The following is a 16,054-nucleotide window of genomic DNA, read 5'->3' as shown; positions in this document are numbered from 1 at the left end:
TCTCGGTGGTCGAGGGCCTGCGCCGCGTCCTGCCCGGCGCCAAGGTGGCCTACGCCCCGTTCGGGCCGTCCTACACCGACGGCGACAAGGTGCCGACCTCGGCCCTGCGCACGCCCGACGGCAAGCCGGGCCTGCAGGCGCGCTATTACAACCCGACCGAGACGCCGCCCAAGCGCTTCGAGCCGGGGACCTTCGGCGATATCGTCGCCAAGATGCGCTACGCCGACCAGCCGGTCGCCAGCCGCGTCGAGGCCAATGTCGCCGCTCGCAGCCTCGATTTGCCCGGCGTGCTCGACCACCATCGCGTGATCTGGACCGGCTTCCTGGTTCCGCCCGAGACGGGGACCTATCGCCTGGGCCTGACCGGCTTCAACGGCGAGATGAAGCTGGACGGCAAGCCCTTCGCGGACCTCAAGAAATCCGGCTGGGGCAGCCTGCCGACGATGAAGACGATCAAGCTGGAGAAAGGTCGCCGCTACGCGATCGAGGTCATGTCGGAGGCCCACGCGCTCTCCGGCGTTGATCTCGTCTGGAAGCGCGTCGCCACCGACCCGACCGCCGAGCTGAAGGCGGCGGCGGCCCAGGCCGACGTGCTGGTCGCCGTGGTCGGCCTGACCTCTGACCTCGAGGCCGAGGAGTCTCCGGTCGAGATCCCCGGCTTCAAGGGTGGCGACAAGACCACGCTCGACATCCCCGCCGACCAGCAAGCGCTGCTGGAGCAGGCCAAGGCGCTGGGCAAGCCGCTGGTCGTGGTGGCCATGAACGGCAGCCCGCTGAACCTCTCCTGGGCCAAGGACAATGCCTCGGCGATCCTGGAGGCCTGGTATCCGGGCCAGTCCGGGGGCCTGGCCATCGCCAATGTCCTGACCGGCAAGACCAACCCGTCGGGCCGCCTGCCGCTGACCTTCTACAAGTCGGTCGACGACCTGCCGCCGTTCGGCGACTACCGCATGGACGGGCGAACCTATCGCTATTTCACGGGCCAGCCGGTCTATCCGTTCGGCCACGGTCTCAGCTACACGCGCTTCGACTATGCGCCGTTGAAGGTCGAGCCGGTCAAGGGCGACGCGGGCCAGGGCCTGCGGGTCACCACGACCGTCCGCAATGTCGGCGCGCGGGCCGGCGACGAGGTGGCCCAGCTCTATCTGAACTTCCCCAACACACCGGGCGCGCCGCGCGTGGCCCTGCGCGGCTTCCAGCGCATCAACCTGAAGCCCGGCGAGGCCAAGTCGGTGACCTTCTCGCTGTCGCCGCGCGACCTGAGCTCGGTCGATGCGGAAGGGGGGCGCCAGGTCGTGACGGGCGCCTATAAGGTCAGCGTCGGTTCGGGGCAGCCTGGGACCGGCGTCGCCAGCCGCTCGGCCGACTTCGCGGTCGCCCAGGCCGTGGCGCTGCCGAAGTAGGAGGACAATTTGAGAATCCAGGCTCTCCTCGCCAGCGCCGCCGCGCTGGCGCTCGCGACCTCCGCCTTGGCCGCGCCCATCGTCGACGGCGCCCTGGGCGACCACGCCGTCCTGCAGCGCGGCCGGCCGATCATCCTGACCGGCAAGGCCCTGCCCGGCGAGACGGTCTCGGCCAACCTCGCCGGCAAGACCGTCAGCGCCCAGGCCGACAGGGTCGGACGCTTCCGTCTGACGCTCCCCGCGCTCGAAGCCGGCGGTCCCTACCGGCTGCTGCTGGACGCGCCCAGCGGCCAACAGGTCATCGACGACCTGCTGATCGGCGACGTCTTCCTGTGCTCGGGCCAGAGCAACATGGAGATGACGACGGAGCAGTCGCAGAACAGCTTCCAGATCTACGGCGCCAACGATCCCCAGATCCGCCTGATGACGGTTCCCAAGCGCCTGGCCTTCGCGCCGCAGGACAGGTTCGACGTCCCGCCGGCCTGGACGGCCGCGACGCCGGCGACGATCGGCAAGTTCTCGGCGGTCTGCTTCTACATGGGCCAGTCCCTGCGCGAGACGACCAAGGCGCCGATCGGTCTGATCCACGCCAGCTGGGGCGGCTCGCGCCAGTCGGCTTGGCTCTCGCCCGACGGCCTGGAGCAGGCGGGCCTGGGAGAGCCCGCCAAGACCCTGGCCCTCTACACCCGCGACACGGCGACGGCGGAAAAGGCCGCGGCCAGCCAGTGGGAGACCTGGTGGCGCGACACCTCCGGCCTCGCCCAGGGGCGCGAGCCCTGGCGCGACGACGCGGGCCTGGCCTGGAAGTCCGTCCCCGTCGTCGGCCCCTTCAGCCGCTGGGGCCTGCCCGAGATGAAGGGCTATCTCGGCATGGTCTGGTTCAAGACCGAGATCGTGCTGACCGCCGAGCAGGCCCGTCAGGCCTCGGTGCTGAACCTTGGCGCGATCGACGACGCGGACCGCACCTGGATCAACGGCCAGCCGGTCGGCGGCACCAGCCTGGGCCGCGCGCGCCAGTATCGCCTGAAGACCGGCGTGCTGCGCGAGGGCCGCAACGTCATCCTGGTCAACGCCGACAACGTCTATGCCGACGGCGGCATTCTGGGACCGGCCAGCGCGATGCAGCTGCGGTTCGACGACGGGACCAGCCTGCCGCTCGACCAGGGCTGGCGCTACGCGCCGGCCGGGCGCTCGACGTCGAACGCGCCGCGCTCGCCTTGGGACGACATCAACGGCGCGGGCACGCTCTACAACGGCATGATCGCGCCCCTGGGCCCGGTCAGCCTGGCGGGCGTGGCGTGGTACCAGGGCGAGTCCGACACCGGCCTGCCCGGCTATGACCGTCGCCTCTCGGCCATGTTGAAGGACTGGCGCGCGCGGTTCGAGACGCCGAACCTGCCGTTCGCCATCGTGCAGCTCTCGGCCTATGGCGCCACCGCCAAGCGTCCGGTGGAAAGCGGCTGGGCGGGCGTCCGCGACGTCCAGCGCCGCGTCGCCGAGACCGACGGCCACGCGGCCGTGGTGGTGACGATCGACCATGGCGATCCGCTGGACATCCATCCCGGCGAAAAGCAGGAGGTCGGCCGTCGCGCCGCGCGGGCCATGCGCGCCGTGGCCTATGGCGAAGCCGTCGCGCCGTCCGGACCGCGTATCGCTTCGGCCGCCCGCGACGCCGTCGGCGGTGTGACCCTGACCTTCAAGGACGTGACGGGCGCCCTCGCGCCCCGCAGCGGCGCCGTGGCGATCGGCTTCGAGCTTTGCGGCGGCGGCGTCTGTCGCTTCGCCAATGCGCGCGTCCAGGGCGACAAGGTGATGCTGAGCGGCGACGGCCAGCCCGTGGACCGCGTCCGCTACGCCTGGGCCGACAGCCCGGTGGTCAATCTGTTCGACGACGCCGGCCTGCCGGTCGGCCCGTTCGAGGTCCCCGTGCCCTAGGACACTTCTGTTTGTCCAATATCGCGTGTCATCCCGGGCGGCGAAGCCGACCCGGGACCCAGGGGCTAGCGGCAATGCGTCTGCCCCTGGGTCCCGGATAGCCTCTTCGAGGCTTCCGGGATGACACGAGAGCGAGGTCCTACTTCTTGCTCATATAGCCGTGCATCGCCATCCAGCTGACATAGGCGTCGAACCAGCCGGTGCTGGTGGTTTTCTTCTTGTACATGCCAAAGCCGTGGCCGCCCTGTTCGTAGAGGTGGAATTCCACCGGCCGCTTGGCCGCGCGCCAGCTCTCGATCAGGCCAAAGCCGCTGTTGCCGAACAGAGGGTCGTCCGCCGCCAGGGCGAAGAACATCGGCGGCGCGTTGGCCGGCACGGTCGCCGGCGCCAGGGAGCCGTAGATCAGGCCGATGAAGGCCGGCTTGGCGTCCTCCACGGCCAGGGTCGTGGTCAGGGTCAGCATGGCGCCGGCCGAGAAACCGACCATGCCGATGCGGTCCGGATCGACATGCCACTCAGCCGCCCGCGAGCGGATCAGGGCGAAGGCGGCGCGGGAGTCGGCCAACTGAGGCTGCAGCGCCGTGACCGCCGACTGCGGGTCCATGCGCGGCGCGCGCGCCACGCCCGAGAACATCGCCTTCATCGACGCCTCGAAGCCGGGCATGTCGGCCGGCGTCTGGTTCAGGCGGTACTTCAGCACGAAGGCGGCGACGCCTTTGTCCGCCAGGGCCTTGGCGACGTCCCAGCCCTCGTTCTCCATCGACAGGGTGCGGAAGCCGCCGCCGGGGGCCACGATCACGGCCACGCCGGTGGCCTTGGCGGGATCGGGCAGGAACGGCGTCAGGGTCGCGACCGTGACGTTGCGCGCAAAGACGCTGCCGTACTGGCTGTGCCAGCTCTCGGCGTTCGCGGCGCCCGGCAGCGGGCCGGTGTTCAAGGTGATCGCGTTCGGCTGCGCCGGGATCGCGATCGGCGTCATCTTGTCGTTCTGCGCCGAGGCGGGCGAAGCCAGCAGCCAAGCCATCGCCAAGCCTGTCGCCAGGACTCCCGCGCGGCCGCCTCTCTTACCGAAGAACCCCATATCGTTCTCGCTCCCAATATTTGTTGTTCGACCGCTTGTGGCGCGGCTCGGCTTTACTCCTACAAATTCTGCAGCGGCTGTCACGGCGATTGTTAGCGGTCCCATCAATTTCCGGGGCGGGCGATCTCGTCGCCGAACCTAGGCGCGAGCGGAACCGCTTAACGTCCAGTCGATTACGTCGCCTTCATAGGCGTCCGCCCCCCGCCCGATCCCCGCGATCGCCTCGCGCATGGCGCCGCCGCGCTGGAGGATCTCGTCGGCGAGGCAGACCATCAGGGCGTTGGGGGTGGCCTTGGGCGAGGCCTCGCGCAGCCGCTGGGCGATGGCGCGCTCATCGCCTGCAACGCTCGCCGCGCAAGCCAGGACATAGGCGGCGGCGGGCGAGCGGCTGACGCCGGCGAAGCAGTGGACCAGCAGGGTTGCATCGGGCGGAAGTTCTCGCCCCAAGGCGATGATCGCGTGGACCATTTCGGCGTGTGGCGCGACCAGGCCGGCGCGCGGTTCGGTGATATCGTTGAAGCGCAGCACGGTCGCCGGGACCGCGCGCGCGCCGACCTCGGCGTCCGGCGAAACCAGCGTCAGCACGTGATCAACCGGCTCGCGCGCCAGCAGCGTTTCGACAGCCGAGCCTGGACAGACGATCAGCCTCACGCCAGCGCCGCCACGCCCAGCAGGAAGCCGACCTCGAACACCTGCTCGACGCCGCCCAGCACATCGCCGGTATGGCCGCCGATCAGACGGATGGATGTCCGCGCCAGAAGCAGCGCCGCGACGCTCCCCAGCGCCAGGCCCAAGCCGACGGCGGGCATGGGCAGAAGCAGCAGCGGCCAGATCGCGATGACCAGAGCGACAACCGTCTCGCTGGTCCGCACGCCCATCGGTGTCGGCTTCCACTTGCCGGGCTCGCCAGACGGGGCGTAGGGCGTCACCCGCATCACAACGACGGCCGCCGCTCGTCCAGCACCGTGCGCGGCCAGCAGGGCCAAGGCGCCGACCTGGGCCGAGACGCTCGCCAGCATGGTCGCCTTCAGCCCCAGGGCGACAACCAGGGCGCAGACGCCGTAGGTCCCGATGCGGCTGTCCTTCATGATCTCCAGGCGACGCTGGGCCGTCTGGCCGCCGCCTAGGCCGTCGGCCGTATCAGCCAGGCCGTCCTCGTGGAAGGCGCCCGTGACCAGCAGGCCGGCCGCTAGCGCCAGCACCGCCGCCACGCCCGCGCCCCAGACGTGGAAGCCGAGGACGAAGACGCCTGCGGAGATCGCGCCAACACCTTGCCCGACCAGAGGAAAATACCGCGCGGCTCGCGTGATCCAATCCGTCTCGAACCCTTTCAACGCGGGCGTCGGAACCCGGGTCAGGAACTGGGCGGCGCAAAGCAGCAGTTGCGCCTGGCGAGCCAGCCAACGCAACTCAGAGCCGCCCGTTCAAGACGTCGTCCAGACTGGCGACATCGCTCAGCAGGCGCGAGGCGGCCCTGACCAGCGGCAGAGCGAGCAAGGCGCCGGTCCCTTCGCCCAGACGCAGGTCCAGCGCCAGAAGCGGATCGAGCTCCAGGGCCGCCAGCAACCGGCCATGCCCCTGCTCCACCGAGCGGTGGCAAAAGACGCAGTAATCCTTGACCTCGGGGACCAGCCGGATCGCGACCAGGGCGGCGGCGGAGACGATGAAGCCATCGACCAGGATCGGAACCTTGGCCGAAGCCGCGCCGATGATCGCGCCGGCCATCATGGCGATCTCCAGGCCGCCGAACTCCGCCAAAACCTTCAACGGCTCGGTCGCGCCGTTGCGCGCGGCGGCCCGCTCGAGGATGGCGGTCTTGCGCGCTAGGCCGGCGTCGTCGTGACCCGCCCCTCGTCCGACGCAATCAGCCAACGGCGCGGGCGCCAGGCGGTGCGTCAACAGCGCCGCCGAAGCGGTGTTGCCGATGCCCATCTCACCTAGAGCGAGGATTTCGAAACCCTCCCCGATCGCCTGACGAGCGATGTCGGCGCCGCGCGCCAGCGCCTGCTCGGCCTCGGCCAGGGTCAGGGCGGGCTCGACCGCCGCGTTTCGGCTTCCGCGTCGGACCTTGGCGTCCACCAGCACCGGATGCGGCGCCAGTTCGGCGTCGACGCCGGCGTCGACCGCCCGCAGCTCCGCCCCGACGGCGCGGGCGAAGGCGTTGGCGCTGGCCTTGCCGGCCAAGAAGGTCGCCACCATCGCCTGGGTGACGGCCGAGGGATAGGCCGAGACGCCCTCGACGTTCATGCCATGGTCTCCGGCGAAGACCAGCAACAGCGCGCGATCGAACGACGGCGGCGGACCGCCCGCGATCAGGCCCAGGCGCGTGGCGAGTTCCTCAACCCGCCCCAGGGCGCCCAGCGGCTTGGCCTTGGCGTCAAGCTGGGCGCGGAGGACTTCGGCGCCGGCGAGGTCGACCGGGGAAACAGCGGGCAGGTTCATCAGAAGGTCTCCAGGCCGGCGATGGCCGCCAGGGCGGGAATGTCGAACGCCGCCTCCAGGGCGGCCGCGATGTCGTCGAGCGCCTGATCGACGCGCGTGGACTGGTCCAGGCGATCCGAGACCGCGCCCAGTTCGGCGAGCAGCTCGGCGCGCGCCTCGCCGGTGTCGAACAGGCCGTGCATATAGCAGCCGCGCACCTTGCCGTCGGCCGACATGGCGCCGTCCTCGCCGCCGCCGTCGAACCAAAGCATCGGCCGCGCGCCGCCCGTCGTGCGGCCGACATGCATCTCATAGCCCTCGAAGCGCGCGCCTCCGGACAGCCGACCGGCGGCTTGACGCAAAGTCTTCTGGCCGGTCATCACGGTCTCGACGTCCAGCAGGCCCAGACCTTCCACCGAGGCCGACGCGCCTTCGACGCCCCCGGGATCGGACAGGCGACGCCCGAGCATCTGGAACCCGCCGCAGACGCCCAGCACACGACCGCCGCGACGGACGTGGGCGAAGAGGTCGATGTCCCAGCCCTGCGCGCGGAAGAAGGCCAGGTCCGCCAGCGTCGCCTTGGTCCCCGGCAGGATGACGAGGTCGGCGTCGCCGGGCAGCGGCTGGCCGGGCGGCACGAAAGCGAAATCGACCTCGGGCTCGGTCCGCAGGGCGTCGAACTCGTCGAAATTGGCGATGCGCGACAGCATGGGGACAACGATGCGAATCTTGCGCCCGTCCCGACGAGGCGCGCCATCCAGCACGACCGCATCCTCGGCCGGCAGCCGTCGCGCCGCCGTCAGCCAGGGCGCCATGCCCAGGTCCGGCCAGCCCGTCGCCTCGACGATCATCCGGCGGCCGTCCTGGAACAGCGCCGGATCGCCGCGGAACTTGTTGATCAGGAAACCGCGCACCATGGCGCGGTCGCCTTCGTCCAGCACCGCGTGGGCGCCGACCAGGGCGGCGATCACATGGCCGCGGTCGATGTCGCCCACCAGCACCACGGGCACGCCCGCCGCGCGCGCGAAGCCCATGTTGGCGATGTCGCCGGCGCGCAGGTTGATCTCGGCCGGACTCCCCGCCCCTTCGACGATGACCAGATCGCTTTCAGCCTCCAGGCGCCGGAAGCTCTCGACGACGACATCCAGCAATTCACCCTTGCGCGCCTGGTAGCCGCTGGCCTTCCAGGTTCCGGCCATCTGGCCGCGCACCACCAGCTGGGCGCCGACATCACTCTGCGGCTTCAGCAGCACCGGGTTCATGTCGACGGTCGGCGGGGTCCGGCAGGCGATGGCCTGCAGCGCCTGGGCGCGGCCGATCTCGCCGCCCCCGGCGGTGACGGCGGCGTTGTTGGACATGTTCTGCGGCTTGAACGGGCGGACCGTCAGGCCGCGATTGGCGAACAGCCGGCAGAGACCCGCGACCAGAACCGACTTGCCGACGTCGGAGCCGCAACCCTGGATCATCAACGCGGCCATGCCAGCCCTCCGCACGCCAGAAGCAGCCACAGGATCGCGCAGGCCAGCAGGTAGATGCGCAGCGCGCGCGACAGGTCCGAGACTTGGACCTCTTGGCCATCACCGAACACGGGGCGGTCGGACCGTTCGCCGTCATACCAGGCCGCGCCGCCCAGTCGCACGCCCAGCGCGCCGGCCATCGCCGCCTCTGGCCAGCCGGCGTTCGGCGAGGCGTGCTTGGGCGCGTCGCGCAGCATCGTAGACCAGCCGCCGCGTCCGGCGAGCGCGATCAGGGCGCCGGCAAGCCGCGCAGGCGCCAGGTTCAAGAGGTCATCGAAGCGCGCCGAGGCCCAGCCGAACGCCCGCCAACGCGGCTCTCGGTGGCCGATCAGGCTGTCGGCGGTGTTGACAGCCTTGTAGACAAAGAGGCCCGGCAGGCCGGCGATGACGAACCAGAAGATCGGCGCGACCACGCCGTCGTTGAAGCTTTCGGCCAGGCTCTCGATCGCCGCCGCGGCGACCTCGCCGGCGTCCAGGCGCTGGACGTCGCGACCGACGATCATGCCGACCGCCTCGCGGGCCGCGACCAGGTCGCCGGCTTGCAGCGGCCTCAGGACAGCGGACACATGTTGGTAGAGACTGCGCTGCGCCAGCCCCAGGGTCCCGATGATCACGACGATGATCGGACCGCCAAAGCGCGCGAGCAGCCAGCCGGACAGACCGCTGACGAGGATTATCGTCAGCAGCGTCGCCATGCCGGCCAGGCGCCGGGCGGCATCGCTCCAGTCCGGGCGATTGAACGTCGCCTCCAGTCTCGTGATCAATGCGCCGATCCAGACGACGGGATGTGGAACGCGCCGGTGCAGCGCCTCGGGATAGCCGACCGCGGCTTCCAGAGCGGCCGCGCTCAGCACGATCCACGGACTAGTCCACACGGCGCAGGATCTCGATCAGCGGCCCCGCCGCGCCGACGTGGGTGCGGGTCTGGACGCCATAGGCCATGGCCAGCGCCTGGGGCGTCAGGGCCTGGCCTGGCGGGCCGTCCGCCACCAGGCAGCCCCGGTCCAGCAGCAGCACGCGATCGGCGAAGCGGGCCGCCAGGGTCAGGTCATGCAGCGTGACGACGACGCCCTTGCCCTCGTCATGCGCCAGCCGGCGGAACAGGTCCACGGCATCCAACGCGTGTCCGGGGTCTAGACCGGTCAACGGCTCATCGGCCAGCAGCCAATCGGTCTGGCCCGCCAGAGCGCGCGCGATCAGCGCCCTCGCCCGCTCGCCGCCCGACAGCCGGGTGATCGCGCGTTCGGCGAAATCGTCGAGGCCGGTCATCGCGATCGCCTGATCGATGGCCACGGCGTCCTCCGCGCTAGGCCCGAACGCGCCCAGATGCGGCGTGCGCCCCAGGCCGACAAAGGTCCGAACATCGACGTCCCAGGCGATCTCCGGCGTCTGGGCCAGGAAGGCCATCGCCCGGGCCCGGCTGCGCGCCGGGATATCCGCGACGACGGCGCCGTCCAGGCTGATGCGTCCCTTGTCCGGCCGTCGCAAGCCCGCCAGGCAGCTCAGCAAGCTGGATTTGCCCGCGCCGTTCGGCCCGACGATCGCCATCAGCTCGCCCTTGCGAAAGCGAGCAGTGACCTGGTTGAGGACCGCGCGACCACCCAGGCTGAGGCTGACCGTTTCGGCGAAAAGATCGTCGCTCACGCCAGCCTCCTGCGCATCGCCATCAGCATCCAGAGGAAGAAAGGCCCGCCCAGGACGGCCGTGGCGACGCCCAGCTTGACCTCCTCGGCGGCGGGGGTCAGGCGGACCAGGATGTCAGCGCCCAGGGTCAGGGCCGCGCCGCCCAGCAGCGACGGCAGCAGCACCGCGCCCGGCCGCGAGCCGACCCAGGGCCGCAGCAGGTGTGGCACGATCAGGCCGACGAAGCCAATGACCCCGGTCACGGCTACGCTCGAGCCAACGGCGAGGGCGACACCGACGGCGAGCAGCAGGCGGGTGCGCGTCAGGCTGACGCCCAGCGATTGGGCGCCCTGCTCGCCCAGCGTCAGGGCGTCCAGCGCGCGGCCCTGGGTCAGCAGGACCAGGCATCCGGCGACGACGCCCGGCGCGGCGATTCTGACCTCCTCCACGCTGCGGTCGGCCAACGAGCCCATGACCCAGCTGATGATCTCGTCGACCGCCCAGGGGTTGGGCGCCAGGTTCAGCGCCAGCGAGATGCCCGCCGTGCAGACCGTCTGGACGACGAAGCCGGCCAGGATGAAGGTGACGATGCTGGAGGTGACGCCCGCCAGCGCCAGCAGCGCCGCCACGCCCAGGCCCGCCCCGACCATCGCCGCGGCCGGCAAGATCCAGCTCGCCTGGGCCGCGGTTCCCAGATAGAGCGTCAGCACCGCGCCCATGGCGGCCGCCGAAGACACGCCCAACGCGCCAGGATCGGCCAGCGGATTGCGGGTGTAGCCCTGCAGCGCCGCGCCGCTCAAGCCCAGGGCTCCGCCGACCAGCAGCGCCAGGATGGTGCGTGGCAGCCGCAGGCCGAAGACGATCGCCCAGCGAGGATCGGCGCCGTTCGAGACCCAGGCGCTCCAGGGCGCCCAGACCCTTCCCGCGCAGAGGCTGACGACGAACAGCAAGGCCAGCGTCGCCGCCAGCGCACCGCAGACGAGCCATATCGATCGCGTCTTCATGCCGTCACTCCCAGGACTTCGGCGCGGGCGTGGGCCATGGCCTGGGCGGACTGGATCAGCACCGGCCCGCCGCAATAGAGCAGCCGCTCGGGAAAGCGGACCTGCTGCATTCGCCCCTTCAGAGCGCCCAGGGCCGGATGGGTCATGACCCGGTCGGCCCAGCTGCGCGCGCCCGGCGCGGGAACCCCGACCAGCAGAACCTGCGGCGGATCGGCCAGCAGCAGCTCAAGCGGAACATTGCCCCAGGACTTCAAGCCATAACGCCGCGCGACATTGTCGAAGCCGGCCAGGGTCATCATCTCGTCCGCCAACGTGTGAGGTCCCGCCGCGAAGCCATTGGGTTGATAGATCAAAGCGCTCAGCCGGCGCGTTCCGGGACGCGGCCTCGCCGCGACGATGGCTGCCTGGATCCGGGCGACCAGCTGCTCGCCGCGCTCGGGACGGCCGATCAGGCGGGCCACGCGCCGGACCTGGTCGAGACTCTCGGCGATCGTCTTGGGCACGGCGAAGCGCTCGACGGGGACGTGCAGGCGTTTTAGCGCGTTGCGGGTGGCCAGGGCCGAGTGCTGGCTGGCCAGGACGAGATCCGGCTGCAGCGCGATGATCTCCTCGGCGGTCTCCCAGGTGAACGGCAGCGTCCGGGCCTCGGCCGCCACGGTGGAGCCGTGCGGCTCGCGGGCGTAGTGGCTGAGGGCGGCGATCTGCGACCGGTCGGCCAGATGCACTAGCATGGCGTCGAGACAGGCGTTCAACGAGGCCACGCGCCGGGGAGCGGCGATGGCTGGCGTCGCCGCGCCGAGGGCGATGGCGCCCCCCATGACTGTCCGACGGCTAGGCCGCATGGCGCACCGCCTGCAGCGCCCGGCGCAGCCGCTCCAGGTTGTCGCGGGCAGGAATGCCGAAACGCAGCCGCGTCGGATGCTCCGCGAACGGCCGTGTCAGGACGCCCCGAGCGCAGAGACCAGCGAACAGCCGATGCGCGTCGGACGTCTCGACCCAGCGGAAGAGATCACAGCCGCCGACGACGCCGAGCCCGGCCGCGCTGAGAACCGCATCGACATTGCGAGCCTGGGTCGCCAGACAGGCCGCGGTGGTCGCGCGCCAGGCCTCGTCGGCATAGGCGCCGAGGCCCAGAGCCAAGGCGTCAGCGCAGACAGGCCAATCTCCCAGAACAACACGAAATTGTTGCGCCAAGAGATTGCCGCAGATGACAAATCCTAGCCGTGCTCCGGGCAGGCCGTAGAACTTGCCGAACGAGCGCAGCACGACCAGACGCTCAATCGCGAGATCCGCCACGGTGAGGTGCGGCGCGGTTTCGCCGAAGGCCTCATCGACAATCGTCCATCGCCCGCGGGCGGATCGCGCCGCGGCGAGAGCCGCCAGCGCGTCTCGCCCGACTTGCCGGCCGTCCGGGTTGTTCGGATTGACCAGGACAAGAATATCCGCCTCCGCCGCGCGGCGCTCGTCCATCGTCGCGACCATCTGCGGCTTTCGGCCGGCCCAGGCCTCGGCATGACCGCCGTAGATCGGCGCGACCAGGGCGACGCCGCCCTCGTTCAGCAGAAGCGGCAGCAGCCTCAGCGCGATGTCCGCGCCGCCGACCGCCACGACCCGTCGGGGATCGGCGACGCCAAAAGCGCGGCCGGCGACCGCTTCCAGTTCGGCCAGGGCGGAAGGATCGGGCAGAGATCGCAGGGCGCGGTCAGGCGCGCGCGCGCCCGGCCAGGGCTCGGGATTGATCCCGGTTGAAAGATCCAGCCAGGGTTCGCGCACGTCCGGATAGGCGGCCATCGCCTCGCGGAGACGGCCGCCATGTCGGAAGGCGCCGAGGTGGGGGATCGACGCCATCTCCGAACTCTAGAAGCGCGCCCGCAGGCCCACGAAGGCGCCGCGGCCAGGCGTCCCGTAGTTCAGGATCGTCTGGTAGTCCTTGTCGAACGCGTTCTCGACGCGGCCGAAGACTTCCAGGCCATCCTTCAGCGGATAGGACGCGCGCAGGTCGACCAGGGAGTAGTCCTTCACCTCCTGGGTGTTGGCGTCGTTGTTGTAGGTCTTGCCCACGTAGCGGACCGCCACCGTGGTCGAGAGCTTCACCGGCCAGACATAGGTCGCCGACAGGTTGCCCATGGTCTTGGGACGGCGCGTCAGCTGCTTGCCCTTGTTGGCGCCGGAGTCGTTTTCCGCGTCGGTGTAGGTGTAGTTGCCCGTCAGGGTCAGGCCGTCGACCGGCTTATATTCGCCAATCAGTTCAAGCCCTTGCGTCTTGGTCTTCTGGACATTGCTGTAGTAGCCCCAGCGCGAGACGCCGCCCGGCGCGCACAGCGGATCGGCGCCGCCGGTGCACGAGAAGTAGCGGATCTCGTTGTCGGCCTCGCGGTGGAACCAAGTGACGATGGCGCGGGCCTTGCCGCCCAGGAAGCGCTGCTCGATCCCGGCGTCCCAGCTGTCGAACTCCTCGGGCGACAGGTTCAGGTTGCCGTACTCGCTGAACAGCTCGTAGAGGCCCGGGGCGCGGAAGCCCTGGCCGAAGCTGGCGCGCAGAACCGTGTTCCCCTCGTTCAGCGCCCAGGCGGCCGAGGCCTGGCCCAGGGTGTGGCTGCCATAGGTGTCGTGGTCCTCGTAACGGACGCCGGCGGTCAGGGTCAGGCCAGGAACGACCTCGGCCTGGAGCTGGCCGTAGACGCTGTCGACGCCGACCTTGCCGGTCGCGAAGTCAGGGTTCGGCTTGCTGACCGAGGGCGAACGGGTGCGCATCCGCGCCTTCTCGGTCTCGGCGCCGAAGGTCGCCGTCACGGTCTCGGTGACCGCGAAGACGCCCTGGTATTCCCAGCGCTTGTTTTTGCCGGCGGCGTCGAAGGTCAGCGGCACGGCGGGCCGGGCCGGATTGATGTTCTCGCGGTCGGTGTCGGTGTAGGCGTAGCCGACCCGGTTGTTCCAGCGCCCGTCCAGCAGGCCGAAGTTCAGGCCGGTATAGATCACCAGCTCCTCGGTGCGGCCGAACTCGGGGCTGTCGACGTTGAAGCCGTCGAAGTCGTTCTTGCCCTTGGAATAGACCGAGCGAACCTCGGCCGAGACGTTCTCGGCCAGGGCCACCCGCAGGCGGCCCGACAGGCCCGCGTTCTGGTAGCCGTCCTTCTCCTTGCCCGGCTTGTAGGCCGAGAAGCCGTCGGTGGTGTAGTAGCCGCCCGCCACGCGCCAGGTGATCTTGTCGCCAGCGCCGCCGACGCCGGCCCGCAGGTAGCCGGTCTTGCGCGCGCCCGCCTCGGCGTCGATCGAGCTGGAGAACGGCGCGGTGGGTTCGGCGGTCACGATGTTGACCACGCCGCCGATGGCCTGGCTGCCCCACAGGGTCGACTGGGCGCCGCGCAGGATCTCGATACGGGAAATGTCGCCGACCAGCAGGTTGCCGCTGTTGAAGCCTCCTTGCGTCGAGGACGGGTCGTTCAGCTTGACGCCGTCGATCAGGACGACGGTGTGCTGGGTCTCGGCGCCGCGGATGTTGAGGCCGGTCGTCGTGCCGGGTCCGCCGTTACGTGTGAAGCTGACGCCCGGCGTCTGGGCCAATAGCTCGACGACCGAGATGGCCTGGCTGGCCTCGATGGCCGGTTGGGTCAGGACGGTGACCGACGCGCCGACCTTCTCGATCGGCTGGGCGGTGCGGGTGGCGGTGACGACGACCTGGGCGACGCCGTTGGCGCCGGTCGCGCCGGCGACGTCGGCCTCGGGGGCCTTCTGATCATCGGCGAACGCCGCGCCGGCGATCAGGGTGGTGGCTAAGGCGGTGGAGCTCAGAAAAGCTCGGATCATGGTTCTACTTCCCCTACTGAACGACCCACGCGCCAAACCGGCTCGCGCGAGGCGGACCACGCGCGAACACGGACCGTCGCGCGGTCCTTTGACTGTCGTTTCTCGGGAGATCCCGTTCGTTCGGCGCACCCCGGCCGAGCGATGAACGACCGCGCCGGGCAGGTCTCCTGGCTCACGGGTCAATGCTCTTGGCGCCGCCTTCCCAGGTCCCGAGGGACCCAGTGGCCTATGGCGCTAGAGCTCGCCGCTTACAGTTGCGGGGGCAGCCGAGGTCTTGAACCTCGTTCCCTTTTAATCCTCTTTCGAGGAGCCTGACGCGACGCATGGCCTATATGCTGCGTCGCACACCGTCAATGTGGAGCTTTCATGACCGCGACCTTGGTGCTGGGCGGCGCGCGCTCGGGAAAGAGCGGCTTCGCCCAGAGAGCGGCGGAAACCGAGGCCGGCGGAGGTCGAACGGTGATGATCGCGACGGGGCAGGCCTTCGATGACGAGATGGCCGAGCGAATCGCCCGCCATCAGGCCGATCGCGGCGAATCATGGGTCACGGTCGAGGCGCCGCTGGAGCTCGCCGCCGCGATCAGCGGCCTCCCCGCCGACGCGATCGCCGTCGTCGATTGCCTGACGCTGTGGCTGTCGAACCAGATGCTGGCCGAACGGAACGTCGAGGCGGCGTGCGCGGAACTCGTTGCGGCCGTCGCGGCCTGCCCCGCCCGCCTCTGGCTGGTCAGCAACGAGGTCGGGCTGGGCATCGTGCCGGAGACGCCGCTGGGGCGCCGCTTCCGCGATGAAGCCGGCCGATTGAACCAGCGCCTGGCGGCGACCGTGGACGAGGTCTATTTCGTGGCGGCGGGCCTGCCGCTGAAGATGAAGCCTCAGGGGTGAACGCTCGTCGGGAGACGGGAATGAAAAACCCTCTCTCTTAGAGAGAGGGAGGGGCCCGCGCCGCCAGGCGCGGGAGGATGAGTGGTTACGCGGTCCGCCGCAATTCTCAGCCGTTTCAGCTACTTGTCCATCACCGCCCTGTCCGGAAAGGGTGAAACCTCTCACCCTCCCATGCTTCGCATGGGCCCCTCCCTCTCTCGAAGAGAGAGGGATTCATGAGCGCTCGACGAGCGTTCGCGCCAACTTATCCTACCCTTTGAAACCTGCCGTATTCTGTCTTCACCTCGTCGCGAGGAAAGGGCGCGTGGCCAGCGACCATTTGCGGCGGCGGGGGGCGATCGAGCGGGGACAGGTTCGAGGGGGTTACTCGGACGGTCC

14 protein-coding genes, 1 pseudogene and 1 riboswitch are annotated in these 16,054 nt (G+C 70.0%); of the genes and pseudogenes, 3 read left to right on the top strand and 12 right to left on the bottom strand.

Annotated features, from left to right (window positions below; genetic code table 11):
• Both AX690_RS24160 and AX690_RS24155 read left to right on the top strand, forming a co-directional pair.
• Nucleotides 1-1,403 (top strand): glycoside hydrolase family 3 C-terminal domain-containing protein (locus AX690_RS24160; protein ID WP_197426747.1); only part of this gene is annotated, 1,403 nt, incomplete at its 5' end.
• Nucleotides 1,404-1,412: 9 nt separating this feature from the next.
• Nucleotides 1,413-3,338: a sialate O-acetylesterase gene (locus tag AX690_RS24155; RefSeq protein ID WP_066683720.1), complete on the top strand. Its 1,926-nt coding sequence runs from the start codon at nucleotides 1,413-1,415 to the stop codon at nucleotides 3,336-3,338.
• Between the two features lie 139 nt (nucleotides 3,339-3,477).
• Here AX690_RS24155 and AX690_RS24150 read toward each other — a convergent pair whose 3' ends face one another.
• From AX690_RS24150 to AX690_RS24100, 11 genes are all read right to left on the bottom strand, one after another.
• Nucleotides 3,478-4,362 carry an alpha/beta hydrolase gene (locus AX690_RS24150; RefSeq protein ID WP_231732089.1) on the bottom strand — a complete coding sequence of 295 codons (885 nt, stop codon included), beginning with the start codon at nucleotides 4,360-4,362 and terminating at the stop codon, nucleotides 3,478-3,480.
• A gap of 195 nt (nucleotides 4,363-4,557) precedes the next feature.
• Nucleotides 4,558-5,070, bottom strand: coding sequence for a tyrosine phosphatase family protein (locus AX690_RS24145; RefSeq protein WP_066683725.1), 513 nt, complete (start codon nucleotides 5,068-5,070; stop codon nucleotides 4,558-4,560).
• On the bottom strand, nucleotides 5,067-5,828 hold the full coding sequence (cobS, locus tag AX690_RS24140; protein ID WP_066683727.1) for an adenosylcobinamide-GDP ribazoletransferase: 762 nt from the start codon (nucleotides 5,826-5,828) through the stop codon (nucleotides 5,067-5,069). Before cobS ends, AX690_RS24145 begins: the two co-directional genes overlap by 4 nt.
• Nucleotide 5,829: 1 nt before the next feature.
• Nucleotides 5,830-6,861 (bottom strand): nicotinate-nucleotide--dimethylbenzimidazole phosphoribosyltransferase, encoded by a 1,032-nt coding sequence (gene cobT / locus AX690_RS24135; RefSeq protein ID WP_066683729.1) that lies wholly within the window; start codon nucleotides 6,859-6,861, stop codon nucleotides 5,830-5,832.
• Nucleotides 6,861-8,318: a cobyric acid synthase gene (locus tag AX690_RS24130; protein ID WP_066683731.1), complete on the bottom strand. Its 1,458-nt coding sequence runs from the start codon at nucleotides 8,316-8,318 to the stop codon at nucleotides 6,861-6,863. The genes cobT and AX690_RS24130 overlap by 1 nt, the downstream gene beginning before the upstream one ends.
• Nucleotides 8,306-9,232 carry an adenosylcobinamide-phosphate synthase CbiB gene (gene cbiB / locus AX690_RS24125; protein ID WP_066683734.1) on the bottom strand — a complete coding sequence of 309 codons (927 nt, stop codon included), beginning with the start codon at nucleotides 9,230-9,232 and terminating at the stop codon, nucleotides 8,306-8,308. Before cbiB ends, AX690_RS24130 begins: the two co-directional genes overlap by 13 nt.
• Nucleotides 9,222-10,001, bottom strand: a complete 780-nt coding sequence (locus tag AX690_RS24120; protein ID WP_066683735.1) for an ABC transporter ATP-binding protein — start codon at nucleotides 9,999-10,001, stop codon at nucleotides 9,222-9,224. The genes cbiB and AX690_RS24120 overlap by 11 nt, the downstream gene beginning before the upstream one ends.
• Complete coding sequence (locus AX690_RS24115; protein WP_082769442.1) at nucleotides 9,998-10,984, bottom strand: iron ABC transporter permease; 987 nt, start codon at nucleotides 10,982-10,984, stop codon at nucleotides 9,998-10,000. The genes AX690_RS24120 and AX690_RS24115 overlap by 4 nt, the downstream gene beginning before the upstream one ends.
• Nucleotides 10,981-11,826 carry an ABC transporter substrate-binding protein gene (locus AX690_RS24110; RefSeq protein WP_066683736.1) on the bottom strand — a complete coding sequence of 282 codons (846 nt, stop codon included), beginning with the start codon at nucleotides 11,824-11,826 and terminating at the stop codon, nucleotides 10,981-10,983. Before AX690_RS24110 ends, AX690_RS24115 begins: the two co-directional genes overlap by 4 nt.
• Nucleotides 11,816-12,832 carry an aminotransferase class I/II-fold pyridoxal phosphate-dependent enzyme gene (locus AX690_RS24105; RefSeq protein ID WP_066683737.1) on the bottom strand — a complete coding sequence of 339 codons (1,017 nt, stop codon included), beginning with the start codon at nucleotides 12,830-12,832 and terminating at the stop codon, nucleotides 11,816-11,818. The genes AX690_RS24110 and AX690_RS24105 overlap by 11 nt, the downstream gene beginning before the upstream one ends.
• Before the next feature lie 9 nt (nucleotides 12,833-12,841).
• Nucleotides 12,842-14,791 (bottom strand): TonB-dependent siderophore receptor, encoded by a 1,950-nt coding sequence (locus AX690_RS24100; RefSeq protein WP_066683738.1) that lies wholly within the window; start codon nucleotides 14,789-14,791, stop codon nucleotides 12,842-12,844.
• Between the two features lie 139 nt (nucleotides 14,792-14,930).
• Nucleotides 14,931-15,121: riboswitch (cobalamin riboswitch) on the bottom strand.
• A gap of 36 nt (nucleotides 15,122-15,157) precedes the next feature.
• On the opposite strand from AX690_RS24100, the gene cobU reads away from it, so the two are divergent.
• Complete coding sequence (cobU, locus tag AX690_RS24095; protein WP_066683740.1) at nucleotides 15,158-15,676, top strand: bifunctional adenosylcobinamide kinase/adenosylcobinamide-phosphate guanylyltransferase; 519 nt, start codon at nucleotides 15,158-15,160, stop codon at nucleotides 15,674-15,676.
• 161 nt (nucleotides 15,677-15,837) lie between these two features.
• On the opposite strand, the pseudogene AX690_RS24090 reads toward cobU, so the two are convergent.
• A pseudogene (locus tag AX690_RS24090) lies at nucleotides 15,838-16,054 on the bottom strand (hypothetical protein); the annotation flags it as partial.

Source organism: Caulobacter sp. CCH9-E1, from assembly GCF_001556515.1.
Classification (GTDB): Bacteria; Pseudomonadota; Alphaproteobacteria; order Caulobacterales; family Caulobacteraceae; genus Caulobacter.
Note: the sequence above shows the minus strand (reverse complement) of the source record. Positions and strands in the feature narration are given on the sequence as shown.